This window comes from Mycobacterium nebraskense, assembly GCF_002102255.1.
GTDB lineage: Bacteria > Actinomycetota > Actinomycetes > Mycobacteriales > Mycobacteriaceae > Mycobacterium > Mycobacterium nebraskense.
In genome coordinates this window covers 125,521-138,523 of record NZ_LQPH01000158.1, presented here as the reverse complement: position 1 = coordinate 138,523, position 13,003 = coordinate 125,521, and the positions used below count along the sequence as shown (strand labels likewise).

8 protein-coding genes are annotated in these 13,003 nt (G+C 63.6%); all 8 read left to right on the top strand.

Annotated elements, in window-relative coordinates; all coding sequences use genetic code 11:
* Positions 1-128: 128 nt before the first annotated feature.
* The 8 genes from AWC17_RS24270 (at position 129) to AWC17_RS24235 (ending at position 12,986) form a co-directional block, all read left to right on the top strand.
* Positions 129-1,550, top strand: a complete 1,422-nt coding sequence (locus tag AWC17_RS24270; protein WP_046182115.1) for a condensation domain-containing protein — start codon at positions 129-131, stop codon at positions 1,548-1,550.
* Positions 1,551-1,691: 141 nt separating this feature from the next.
* Positions 1,692-4,691, top strand: a complete 3,000-nt coding sequence (locus AWC17_RS24265; RefSeq protein WP_046182116.1) for an MMPL/RND family transporter — start codon at positions 1,692-1,694, stop codon at positions 4,689-4,691.
* A gap of 57 nt (positions 4,692-4,748) precedes the next feature.
* Positions 4,749-5,867, top strand: coding sequence for an acyltransferase PE (gene pe, locus AWC17_RS24260; protein WP_046182117.1), 1,119 nt, complete (start codon positions 4,749-4,751; stop codon positions 5,865-5,867).
* A gap of 10 nt (positions 5,868-5,877) precedes the next feature.
* Positions 5,878-7,614 (top strand): AMP-binding protein, encoded by a 1,737-nt coding sequence (locus AWC17_RS24255; protein WP_082122840.1) that lies wholly within the window; start codon positions 5,878-5,880, stop codon positions 7,612-7,614.
* Between the two features lie 32 nt (positions 7,615-7,646).
* Entirely contained in the window at positions 7,647-8,297 is a 651-nt protein-coding gene (locus tag AWC17_RS24250; protein ID WP_046182134.1) for a GAP family protein, read from the top strand.
* Between the two features lie 69 nt (positions 8,298-8,366).
* Positions 8,367-9,425, top strand: coding sequence for an NAD(P)H-dependent amine dehydrogenase family protein (locus tag AWC17_RS24245; RefSeq protein ID WP_046182135.1), 1,059 nt, complete (start codon positions 8,367-8,369; stop codon positions 9,423-9,425).
* 172 nt (positions 9,426-9,597) lie between these two features.
* The gene (locus tag AWC17_RS24240) at positions 9,598-10,065 is read left to right on the top strand and encodes an MmpS family transport accessory protein (protein ID WP_197083342.1); all 468 of its coding nucleotides are present in this window, start codon (positions 9,598-9,600) and stop codon (positions 10,063-10,065) included.
* Positions 10,062-12,986 carry an MMPL/RND family transporter gene (locus tag AWC17_RS24235; protein ID WP_046182120.1) on the top strand — a complete coding sequence of 975 codons (2,925 nt, stop codon included), beginning with the start codon at positions 10,062-10,064 and terminating at the stop codon, positions 12,984-12,986. The genes AWC17_RS24240 and AWC17_RS24235 overlap by 4 nt, the downstream gene beginning before the upstream one ends.
* Positions 12,987-13,003: the final 17 nt, after the last annotated feature.

Sequence of the window (13,003 nt, the reverse complement as noted above, 5' to 3'; positions counted from 1 at the left end):
CCCACCGGATCCGTCAGCGAGTGTAGGCGGTGGCCCGCGCATGCCTGCGACAGCGATCGCCGCGAGGGTTATCTTGGTGTCGCCCGACGTGGCCGGAGTGGAGCCGTTAAACCGAGGAGGACGTAGTTTTGCGCATCGGGAAGATTACGATCGGCTCACTCGATGAATGGACGGTTACCCCAGGGTCGGTCACCTCGTGGCACCCGACGGCCGCGGCCCGCGAAAAGGTCCGACAAGCGCCGGTCAGCTCCGTGCCGGTCAGCTACATGCAGGGCCAACATCTTCGAAACTATGTGGAACGGACCGCTGCGGGGCTCAACTTCTCCCGGCAGATCATCGCTACCTGTGAAGTACCTGGGACTTGTGATGTCGCGGCCATGAATCACGCCGTCAACGCGTATCTGCGTCGGCATGACACGTTCCGCAGTTGGTTCGAGCACACCGGTGACGGCGAGTTCGTCAGGCGTACCACCAGCGATCCTGCGGACATCGAATTCACGCCGATCGACCACGGCCACATGACTGTTGACGAGATACACGCCCATGTCGTGGCCATACCGAACCCGCTGGAGTGGGGCTGCTTCACGTTCGGAATCATCCAATGCGAGGGGCACTTCACTTTCTTTGCCGCGATGGATCATGTCCACGGGGACGCGACGTTGATCGGCACAACGATGATGGAAGCCAACGGAATGTATACCGCGTTGAGCGGAGGCGGTGAGGCCCTCGTCCTTCCCGAAGCCGGCAGCTTCGATGATTTCTGCATTCGCGAACGCGAGTACACGTCATCGTTAACCGTAGATTCGCCCGAGGTGCGCGCGTGGATTGACTTCGCCGAGAACAACAATGGCGGGTTTCCTGAATTCCCCCTCCCGCTGGGTAATCCATCGGCGTCAAGTCGCAGTGAAATGGCCTCCGAACTCCTGATGGACCCGGCACAGACGGAGCGATTCGAATCGGCCTGCGCGGCGGCCGGCGCGCGCTTCGTCGGCGGGTTGTTCGCCTGCTTCGCCCTGCTGGAGCACGAGTTCACGGGCGCTCTCACGTATTACGGGCTGACTCCGAGGGATTCCCGCACAGCCGCCGACAATTTCATGACCCAGGGTTGGTTTACCGGCTTGATCCCGATCACCGTCCCCATCGCCGCGGCCTCTTTCGGAGATGCCGCATGGGCGGCGCAGGCTTCTTTCGATTCGGGTCTGGAGATGGCGAAAGTGTCTTACTATTGCGTGTTGGAATTGGCGCCGTGGCTAGGCTGGCCACGGGCGAACTTTCCGGTGTCGAACTTCTTTCATGGCGGCGCCGCTCCACTCAACGCCATTCTTGCCGCGGCCGACCTGGGTCTTGCGGACAACATCGGAATCTATCCCGACGGCCGGTATTCGTATCAGCTGACCATTTATGTATTCCGGTACGGGGAGGGCACGGTAATGGCGATCATGCATCCCGACAACCCGGTCGCCCGAAAATCGGTTAGCCGTTACATGGCGGCGATGAAGTCCGTGTGCGGGCGGGTGGCTGGTAGCGGGCACTGGGGACGCGTCGCGTAGCGTGGAGCCATTCGATGGCTAGGGCCTTTCTGAAAGCGCGGATTCCGGTTGGACCCACCACGAATTTGCGCGGCTTGACAGAGCGTCGGCGAGCCTCGCCGACGGGCGCACGCGACTGCGCCGACCAGGGTCGAGGTTGATATGCGACGGTTGGCTGATTTTGTGGTGCGATGGCCCTGGGCAGTGGTCGGGCTCTGGGTCGCGATCGCGGTCGCGCTACCACTGACATTGCCGTCCCTGAGCGAGATGGCCCAGAAGCATCCGCTCGCTATCTTGCCCAGCGATGCACCGTCGAGCGCCACCGCTCGAAAGATGACCCAGGCGTTTCACGAATCGGGCTCGGACGACCTCCTGTTGGTGGTTCTGACCGACGACAAGGGACTTGGTCCTTCCGACGAAGCCACGTACCGCAAACTGGTGGACGCGCTGCGCCAGGACACGCGAGATGTCGTGATGGTGCAGGATTTCGTCAGTACGCCGCCCCTGCGCTCGGTCGTGACCAGCAAGGATCACAAAGCGTGGGTGCTGCCGGTCGGCGTTGCGGGCGAGTTGGGCACTCCCCAGTCGTACGCCGCTTTCGACCGGATCGGCGACATCGTCAAACACACCGTGACCGGGAGTCCCCTGACGGTAAACGTCACCGGCCCCGCGGCAACCGTCGCCGACCTCACCGTCGCGGGCGATCAGGATCGGCTGCCGATCGAGCTGGCGATCGCGGTTCTGGTGCTCATCGTCCTGCTGGTGATCTACCGCAGCGCGGTCACCATGCTGTTGCCGTTGCTGACGATAGGCATATCCCTGGTGATCGCGCAGGCGGTGGTAGCGGGCTACTCCTATTTCACCGGCTCGGGCGTCTCGAACCAGTCCATCGTGTTTCTTAGCGCCATAATGGCCGGCGCCGGAACGGATTACGCGGTCTTCCTCATCAGCCGCTATCACGACTATTTGCGGTCGGGTGCGAATTCCGAACAGGCGATCAGGCGCGCGATGATCTCGATCGGAAAAGTGATCGGCGCGTCCGCAGCCACGGTCGGAATCACATTTCTCCTCATCAGCTTCGCCCGAATGGGCGTGTTCAAGACGGTCGGTGCGTCGTCGGCGATCGGAATCGGCGTGGCATTCCTCGCCGCGGTGACGTTGCTGCCGGCAATTCTGGTGCTCGCGGGGCCGCGTGGCTGGGTCAAGCCGCGTCGCGAACTGACCGCCCGGTTCTGGCGGCGTTCGGGCATCCGCATCGTGCGCAGGCCCAGGGCCAATCTGGTCGCCAGTGTGCTGGTGTTGATCATCCTGGCCAGCTGCGCCGGCTTGGTGCGCTACAACTACGACGACCGCAAGGCCCTGCGTTCTTCCGCTCCGAGCTCCATCGGCTATGCCGCGCTGGATCGTCATTTCCCGGTCAATCAATCCATCCCGGAGTACATCCTCATCCAATCACCGCACGACCTTCGCACGCCGAAGGCCCTTGCCGATTTGGAACAGATGGCGGACCGAGTTAGCCAACTGCCGAATGTCGCCGCGGTCAGCGGCATTACGCGTCCCACCGGAAACGTGCCTGAACAATTCCGGGCCACGTATCAGGCGGGCGCTATCGGCACCCTGCTGGCCGGCGGCTCCACCATGATCAACGATCACACCGATGACCTCAACCGGCTGGTCGCAGGTGCCGGCACGCTGGCCAACAGCCTCGGCGATGTCCGCGGCCAGGTCAACCAGCTCGCCGCCAGTTTGCAGGAACTGGAGAGTGCCTTTTCCTCCGCGAAGAACCAGTACAGCGGAGACGCCCTGGTCAAACAGGTCGACATCGCGGCCCAGCTCGTCGACCATGTCAATGCGCTCAGCAATGCCATGGGCTGGAACTTCTCGGCGGCCAAGAACGTGTTCGCCTGGATAGGCCCGGTGCTCGCGGCGCTGCAGGGTAACCCGATATGCGATGCCGATCCGTCGTGCAGCGCCACCCGCGGAACATTTGAGCAACTGGTCGGCAGCCGCGATCAAGCAGACCTCGACGCGATCAATGACTTGGCCCACCAACTGCAGGACTACCAAGACAAAAGGGCTCTGAAAGCCTCGACCGACCGCGTGCGTGCCGCGTTGGGAAAGCTCACCAATGTGCTGCACTCCATGGGGATGGACAAACCCGGTGGCATGCAGGCGAATTTGAACGGTGTGCAGGATGGCGCAAACCGACTCGCCGGTGGGAGCCGGCAGGTGGCCGACGCGGTGGCTCAACTCGTCGACCAAGTCAAACAGCTCGGCGCCGGGCTCAATGAGTCGGCGGCATTTCTGTTGTCGCTGAAACGCGACGCGGCTCAACCGGCGATGGCCGGGTTCAACATCCCGCCCCAGCTGCTGCACTTAGAGGAGTTTCAGAAGGCGGCCAAGGTATTCATTTCCCCAGACGGACACTCGGTGCGGTATTTGGTTCAAACCAAACTGAATCCGTTCAGCACCGAAGCCATGGATCAGGTCAATTCGATCACTGCGGCCGCGCGGGGCGCGCAACCGAATACCGCGCTGGCTGATGCCACGATTTCGATGGCGGGGTACACCGTTGGCCTGAAGGACACCCGCGACTACTACCAGCACGACATCCGGTTCATCATCGCGGTAACCCTGTTCGTCGTGCTACTGACCTTGATCGCACTGCTGCGTGCAATTGTCGCACCGCTGTATCTGGTTGCCTCCGTGGTCATTTCGTATTTGTCGGCGGTGGGCATTGGCGTACTGGTATTTCAGTACCTACTCGGCCAGCAATTACATTGGAGCGTTCCCCCGCTGGCATTCGTGGTGTTGGTAGCGGTGGGAGCCGACTACAACATGCTGCTCGTCTCGCGAATGCGTGAGGAGTCTTCGCACAGCATGCGTTACGGCATCGTTCGCACCCTGAGTTCGACGGGCGGTGTCATCACTGCGGCAGGTCTGATCTTCGCCGCCTCGATGTGCGGCCTCCTGTTCTCCAGCATCGGCACCGTGGTCCAGGGCGGTTTCGTGATCGGTGCGGGAATCTTGCTGGACACCTTCTTGGTGCGCACCATCACGGTTCCCGCCATCGCCGCGCTGGTCGGACGGGCGAACTGGTGGCCGTCCCGAGTGGGTGATCGGCCGTCGCCGGCCGGACGCGGCGAGCTGCAACCCGGTTAGCGCGTACACATGAGGTGTGTGAGACTACGAAACGAATCCGAGCGGTCAGGATTAGGGATGAAGAAAGTACTCGCAGGAGTTACGGCGCTGGTAACCGTTGGCGCCACAGCATGTTTCGGCGTCGTAACCGCGTCGGCTGACGACACGCCCATCGGCGGGCCGCCGACCCCCGGGGCGCCGGGCGACCAGACCGCGTTCGCCCTCGGCGGCGCCCACGTTCTGGGCATCCCCTACGACGAGTACATCCGCCAGGAGGGCGCCCAGTGGTTCCCCGGGCAGAAGCGAGAAATCGTCCGCTACCCGGCGGGGCAGGTTCAGGGCCACGTGCTGGAGCGACTCTTTCCGGGCATCGGAAAGGTCGGCGATGAGCTGTTCCCCGGCCTGGGTCTGGACGGCCCCAGCGTCGGCCAGTCGGTCGACGTGGGGATAAACAATCTCGACGCGTCGATCCGCGCCGGTCGCCCCGGTACGGCGATCGGCTTGTCCGAGGGCGGGTTCGTGGTCGATGGCGAGCAGGCTCGGCTTGCCAATGACCCGACCGCTCCCCCGTCGGACACATTGAACTTCGCCACATTCGGCGACCCGATCGGGCGGCACGCGTTCGGCCAGAGTTTCCTGACTGCGATGTTCCCGGTCGGCAGCGTCGTTCCGGCACTCGACTACACCATGCCGCCGCCGTACGAGAGCCAGTACGACACGAACAGGTTCGTGGCCGCCTACGACTCGATTGCGGACTTCCCCGACCGGCCGGACAACATGTTCGCTCTCGCCAACACGCTCCTAGGCCTCGCCACGGGTCACACCGCGGTGGCCTTCACGAACCCGAGCATGGTGCCGCCGCAGAACATCAGGACGACCATCAACTCCCGGGGCGCGAAGGACACGACGATCATGGTCCCGGAAAAACACCTTCCCCTTGTCATGCCGCTGGCCTACATCGGGATTCCGGAAGACACGCTGAACAAGCTGGACGCAATCCTGATTCCCCGGGTGAACGCGGGCTATTCGCGGAACGACGACCCGTCGACCGCTCCGGTCCAGGTGGACCCGGTGCACGGATTCGACCCAGCCGAAGTCACCGCGCCGGCCAACCAGGCGACATTCGGCGGCGGCGCCGACCCGCTCTCGCAGATCCTCAGCGGTGCCACGTCCGTGTTGTCCCATGGCACCGGCTGAGAACGCGCCTATGTCTGGATCATCGATTCTCTCCATGCTGCACGGACGTGCCAGCCTGCGGCCCCACGACGTGGCGTACACGTTCACCGATTACGAGGGCGACCCGGCGGGTGTTCCCGAGAGTCTCACGTGGTCGCAGGTATCCCGCCGAACGCTGAACGTGGCGCGCGAACTCGGCCCGCACGGTTCGGCCGGGGACAGGGCGGTGATCCTGGCTCCCCAGGGCCTCGATTACATTGCGGCCTTCCTGGGGTCCATGCAGGCTGGCCTCATCGCGGTTCCGCTCCCGCTGCCGCATCGCGGCTCGAGCGATGAGCGGGTAAGTACGGTCCTTGCCGACACGTCGCCCTCGGTTGTGCTCACCACGTCCGAGGTCGCCGAAGATGTCGCCGAATATGTCGATCGTTCACGCATGGAAGACGTGCCGAAGATCGTCGAAATCGATTCGATGAATCTGGATGTCGAGGGCGGAACACACTTTCTGACAGCAGATTTGCCTAGCCTCGCGTACCTGCAGTACAGCTCGGGTTCGACCCGCACGCCGACCGGCGTGACGATCTCGCACCGCAATCTGCAGGTGAATTTCGAGCAGCTGATGCGCAGCTTCTTCGCGGACTCCCATGGCAAGGCCCCGGCGAATGCCACGCTTGTGTCGTGGCTGCCGTTTTACCATGACATGGGTTTGGTGCTGGGGGTTTGCGCGCCGATCCTGGGCGGCTATCGCGGCGAGCTGATGAGTCCGATCGCATTCCTGGAGCGGCCGGCCAGGTGGATGCGATCCCTGGCTGAGAATCCGTCCACCTGGTCGGCGGCGCCTAACTTCGCCTTCGACTTGGCGGCCCGCAAGACACGCGACAGTGACCTTTCCGGGCTCGACCTCTCCGGCGTGCTCGGCATCATCAGCGGTGCCGAACGTGTCGAGCCGGCCACCCTTAATCGATTCGTTGACCGGTTTGCTCACTTCGATTTTCGGGACCACATGCTGCGTCCGTCATTCGGCTTGGCCGAGGCAACCGTCTTCGTGGCGACCGGTACCTGGGGTGACTCATCGACGGTTCACTTCGAACTCGAAGAGCTGTCCGCGGGTCGCGCTCGGCGGTGTGCGGCCGGGACCGGCGCGGCGCTGGTGAAATACAAAGTGCCGCAATCACCCACGCTGCGAATCGTCGACTGCGACACCAACCGCGAGTGCCCGCAGGAGTTGGTCGGCGAGATCTGGATACACGGCGCCAATGTGGCCGAGGGCTACTGGTGCAAACCGCCGGAGGAACAGACCTGCTTCGACGCAATGCTCGTGGACCCGTCCCCGGGTACGCCCGCGGGCCCCTGGCTGAGAACCGGCGACCTGGGTTTCATTCACGAGGGTGAGCTGTTCATCGTCGGCCGCATCAAGGATCTGCTGATCATCCGTGGGCGCAATTATTATCCCGAGGACATCGAGGCGACGGTCCAGGAGATCACCGGTGGTCGGGTCGCGGCGATATCGGTTCCGGTGAACAGTACGGAGAAGCTCGTCACCGTCATCGAGCTCAAGAAGCGAGACGATTCCGACGAGGAGGCGATGCGCTGGTTCGCCTCCGTCAAGACCGACGTCATCTCGGCGATTTCCAACGCGCACCGCGTGAATGTCGGGGACCTCGTTCTGGTACCGCCCGGGTCAATTCCCACCACCACGAGTGGCAAGATCCGGCGCGCCGCCTGTATCGAGCAGTACAACCGGGACCAATTCGCCCGGTTGGACGCCTAAGCGCGGCCGGCGGGCGCGCACCGAGAATGCCGATGTTGGTCACTGTTTTGTTGATGGCGGTTGCCGTCAGTGTCGAACCGGTCCGAATCGGGATGACGGTACTCATGCTGAACAGGCCGAGACCGGCGCTGCAACTGCTCGCGTTTCTGTCTGGCGGTTTCGCAATGGGAATGACGGTGGGTCTGGTTGTCTTGTTAGTCTTTCGCCGCAGATTGCTCGGCTCCACCCACTTCGCATTGCCCGAGGTTCAGATTCTGATCGGGTTCCTCGCGCTGTTGTTCGCGGTGGTGGTGGCCGCCGACGTGCCGGCGCGGTTGGGCTCGCGCCCAGCAAGATTGGCGACACCGGCCCGACGATTGCTGAGCGGGCATTCGCTGTCCGTCGCCGGGATCGCCGGTCTCGGGATCGCGTTGCCGTCGGTCGACTATCTGGCCGCGCTCGCCGTCATCGTGGTCTCCGGCGCGACGGCCCTGACGCAAGTCGCAGCGCTGTTGATGTTCAACGTCGTGGCCTTCGCGCTCGTGGAGTTTCCGCTGCTGGCCTATCTACTGGCGCCGAAGGCGACCGCCACGTCGGTGGCGGCGCTGCACAACTGGATTCGATCGCGTCGCCGCTTCGAGGTTGCAATACTGCTGGCCGCGGCCGGCTGTGCGTTCCTCGCAGTCGGCATGGCCGGTCTTTGACCCATTCTCAAAACGCCCCGTAACCGCTGACTAATAATGAGTCCAACCCGCAGCGGCAAAGGAGCCATGATGAGCACAACCAGCACTGACCGTCCCTTACGCGTCATCCAGTGGACGACCGGGAACATCGGGCGACGTTCGCTGCACGCCATCATCGGCAGACCGGACATGGAGCTGGTCGGGGTGTATGCGCACGGGGCGGACAAGGTCGGGGTGGACGCTGCCGAACTGGCCGGCTGGCCGGAGCCGACCGGCGTGCAAGCGACGAATGACATCGACGCGCTGCTCGCCCTGGGCGCCGACGCGTGTTGCTATAACCCGTTGTGGCCCAACGTCGATGAGTTGGTGCGGTTGCTGGAAGCGGGTGTCAACGTGTGCTCCAGCGCGGCCTGGATCACCGGGGGAAAGCAGACACCTGAGGACCGCGAACGCATCGCGGACGCCTGCAAGCGAGGCGGATCGACGATCTTCGGCAGCGGGGCGCACCCGGGCATGACGAACATGGTCGGCATGGTGCTCAGCGGCGCCTGCGAACGCGTCGACGAGATCCGCATCACCGAGTCCGTGGATTGCTCGACCTACGAATCAGCGGAAACGCAAACGGCGATGGGATTCTCGCAGGATCCCGACACGCCGGGGCTGGCCGAAAGCGTGCGGCGCGAAAGCGAGGTCTTCGCCGAATCGGCCGCGATGATGGCCGACGCGATCGGGGCGAGGCTGGACCGGATGACGTTCGACGTCACCTTCACCGCCGCCACCGGCGATTCCGATCTGGGCTTCATGCAGATCCCCGCGGGAACGGTCGGCGGTGTCTATGGCTTCCACCGCGGCTGGGAGGGCGACCGCAACGTGGTCAGCGTCGGGTTCAACTGGACCATGGGCAATCACGTGGTGCCGCCCAAGCCGCTCGAGCACGGCCACGTCATCCAGGTGTTCGGGCTGCCCAACATGCGCACCGTCCTGCATTGCCTGCCGCCGAAGGATTGGACGGAGCCCGGGTTCATGGGGTTGGGAATGATCTACACCGCGATGCCGGTTACTAATGCGGTCCCGGCAGTGGTGGCCGCCGAGCCCGGGATCGTGACGCTTGCCGATTTGCCGCCGGTCACCGGCCGGGTGGCGCGGTAGGCGCCCGGAACGATATGCCGTTCGCCACATCGGAGGCCCCCGGAGGAACGCTTGCGTGCACTAAGGTTTAGAGTGCTTAGCTGAGCAAATCGTCGACAGACATCGGTGTCGTCGGCGACGTAGTTGAGCTTTGCGGCAGCGCCGGGGTGGCGGTCAAGCGGAAGGCGGTCAGGTGGTGGCTAGTCCAGACTCAGGTCCACGCACCGGCGCCGTAGCCCGTGTGCTCAAGCGGGCGTGGATACCGCTGGTTTTGGTGGTGGTGCTGGCCTTTTCGGCATTGATCGTGTCGCGGCTCCACAAGATTTTCGGCTCGGAGGATCTCAACGCGAACGCCGGCAAGGGGATCGAAATCGTGCAGTTCAACCCGAAGGTCGTGGTCTACGACGTCACCGGGCCGCCCGGGGCCACCGCCAACATCAACTACTGGGACGAGAACGCCAACACCCATCAGGTCAACGCGGCGCCGCTGCCGTGGTCGGCCACCATCTCGACGACCTTGCCCTCGGTGAGCGCCAACATCATGGCGCAGAGCGACGGCGGTGAGATCAGCTGCAAGATCACCGTCGACGGCGTCGTCCGCGAACAGCGGAACTCCGACGGCCACAACGCGCAGACCTTCTGCCTGGTGAAGTCCGCATGAGCGACGCGAACAGCCGGGGCCCCCTGAACGCCGCCGACACCGCGGATACCGAAGACACGGGTCCGATCCGGACACCGGGCCAAGCCAAGGCCGAGCGCGGCCACCGGCCGTACCTCCCGCATGCGATCCGCATCTTCGCGGTGCCGATCATTCTGGGCTGGGTATTCGTCACGGTCCTGGTGAACGTCATCGTCCCCACACTGGAAGTCGTCGGAGAGCAGCATTCGGCGCCGATGACACCGCTGGACGCGCCGTCGATGAAGGCGATGATGCGCCTGGGCCACAACTTCCGCGAATTCGATTCCAACAGCACGGTCATGATCGTGCTGGAGGGCCAGCAACCCCTCGGCCCGGACGCGCACCAGTATTACGACAAACTGATCCGGGACCTCCGCAAGGATCCCCAGCACATCCAGCACATCCAGGACTTCTGGGGCGACCGGCTCACCGCCGCTGGCGCGCAGAGCGCCGACGCCAAGGGCGCCTACGTCATGATCAACCTGGCCGGAAACCAGGGCACCACGCAGGCGAACCACTCCGTCGAGGCCGTGCGCAAGGTGATCGACGAGAACAAGGCACCGCCGGGCGTGAAGGCCTACGTCACCGGTCCCGCGGCGCTGTCCGACGACATGCACATCATCGGTAACGCCAGCCTGGCCAAGATCACGCTGTTCACCTTGGGCGCCATCGCGATCATGTTGCTGCTGGTCTACCGGTCCATCGTCACCACGCTGGTCCAGCTGTTCATGACATTCGTCGCCTTGCTCTGTTCGCGGGGCGTCGTCGCGGTTCTCGCTTACCACAACGCATTCGGGCTCACCACCTTCGCCGCCAACATCCTCACCATGCTGGCGATCGCGGCCGGCACCGACTACGGCATCTTCCTCGTCGGCCGTTATCAAGAAGCGTTGCGCGCAGGCGAGGATCGAGAAACCGCGTACTACACCACCTTCAAAGGGGTGGCCCCCGTTGTGCTGGGGTCCGGCCTGACCATCGCCGGGGCGACGTACTGCCTGAGTTTCACACGGTTGCCGTGGTTCAACACCATGGGCGCACCCGTGGCGATCGGCATGCTGGTGGTGGTGCTGGCCGGACTCACGCTGGGCCCCGCGGTTGTCTTCGTGGGCAGTCGCTTTCACTTCTTCGAGTCCAAGCGGGCGGCCAAGGGTGGGCGGCTCTGGCGGCGGGTGGGCACCGCGGTGGTGCGCTGGCCCGCACCGGTTTTGGCCGTGAGCGCCGCCGTCGTGTTGATCGGCATGGTCGCCCTGCCGAGCTACAAGACGAGCTACAACGACCGCTACTACCTACCGACCTCCGCCCCGTCCAATCTCGGGCAGGCGGCCGCCGACCGCCATTTCTCGCAGGCCCGGATGAACCCCGACATGTTGATGGTCGAGTCCGACCATGACATGCGAAACCCGGCCGACATGCTGGTTTTGGACCGGGTGGCCAAGAACGAGATGCGCACGCTCGGCATCGCCATGGTTCAGGACATCACCCGGCCGCTGGGCATTCCGATTCAGCACAGCTCGATACCGTTCCAGAACAGCATCCAAAGCCAGACGACGATGCAGAACATGGGCTTCCTCAAGGAGCGCATCGCCGACATCCTCAGGATGGCCGACGACCTGCAGACCCAGATCGAGACCACGCAGCGCCAGTACGAGGTGTCACTAGACCTGGCCAACGCCGCAGACGACAGCGCGAAAACCACGGCGGTGACGTCGCAAATCACCGATACCCTGCGTGACCACATCGCGGATTTCGACGACACCTTCCGGCCGATACGCAGCGTCTTCTACTGGGAGAGGCACTGCTACGACATTCCCGTGTGCATCGGGTTGCGGTCCCTCTTCGACACGTTCGACGGGTTCGACCAGCTCGCCGAGCAGTTCCACTACCTCACAGCCGACATCCAGCACACCGCCAAAGCCACACACGACCTGAATGCGCTGTTTCCCACGCTGATCACCACGCTGAAGACCACCAGGGGCATCACGCTCACCCTGTACCAGACGTTCAAGGCGATGATCGACCAGATGGAAGCGATGAGCAACACCGCCATCGTGATGGGGCAAAGCTTCGATTCGTCGAAGAACGACGACTTCTTCTACCTGCCGCCGGAAGCCTTCGATAACCCGGATTTCCAGACGGGCCTTCGCATGTTCTTGTCACCGGACGGTAAGTCGGCGCGGTTCTTCATCACCCACCAGAGCGATCCGATGACGCCGGAAGGCATTTCGCGAGTCGACGCCGAGCGCACCGCCGCACAGGAGGGACTCAAGCAGTCCTCCCTGTCGGACGCGAGGGTCTATCTCGGCGGAACGGCCCCAACCTTCAGGGACATGGCCGACGGTGAGAAATACGACCTGATGATCGCGGTGGTGTCGGCCCTGACACTTATCTTCATGATCATGCTGCTGCTCACGAGGAGTGTGGTGGCCGCGCTGGTGATCGTCGGCACCGCGGCCAGCTCGATCGCGGCTTCATTCGGGCTGTCCGTGCTCATTTGGCAGGACCTGTTCGGCATCAGGATCCACTGGATCGTGATGGCGCTGTCCGTCATCATCCTGCTGGCCGTCGGATCCGACTACAACCTGCTATTGGTCTCGCGATTCAAAGAAGAGATCCATGCCGGGCTCAAGACGGGGATCATCCGGTCGATGGCCGGCACCGGTGGGGTGGTAACGGCCGCGGGTCTGGTGTTCGCCTTCACCATGGCGTCCATGCTCGGTAGCGACTTGCGGGTGCTGGGACAGTTCGGGTCGACGGTCTGCATCGGCCTACTGCTCGACACCCTGATCGTGCGCACGCTGCTCATGCCGTCAATCGCGACGCTGCTGGGCCGCTGGTTCTGGTGGCCGCAGGTGGTGCACCCGCGCGGCGACAATGCCCGACGACCGGTTGGTAGCACGGCGTAGACGATGAATGCGACCCC

Bases quoted from the DNA above. Each gene is read 5' to 3' on its own strand.
- AWC17_RS24235 (WP_046182120.1), top strand. From the start codon at position 10,062: ATGAGCGACGCGAACAGCCGGGGCCCCCTGAACGCCGCCGACACCGCG.
- pe (WP_046182117.1), top strand. From the start codon at position 4,749: ATGAAGAAAGTACTCGCAGGAGTTACGGCGCTGGTAACCGTTGGCGCC.
- AWC17_RS24250 (WP_046182134.1), top strand. From the start codon at position 7,647: ATGTTGGTCACTGTTTTGTTGATGGCGGTTGCCGTCAGTGTCGAACCG.
- AWC17_RS24265 (WP_046182116.1), top strand. From the start codon at position 1,692: ATGCGACGGTTGGCTGATTTTGTGGTGCGATGGCCCTGGGCAGTGGTC.
- AWC17_RS24255 (WP_082122840.1), top strand. From the start codon at position 5,878: ATGTCTGGATCATCGATTCTCTCCATGCTGCACGGACGTGCCAGCCTG.
- AWC17_RS24245 (WP_046182135.1), top strand. From the start codon at position 8,367: ATGAGCACAACCAGCACTGACCGTCCCTTACGCGTCATCCAGTGGACG.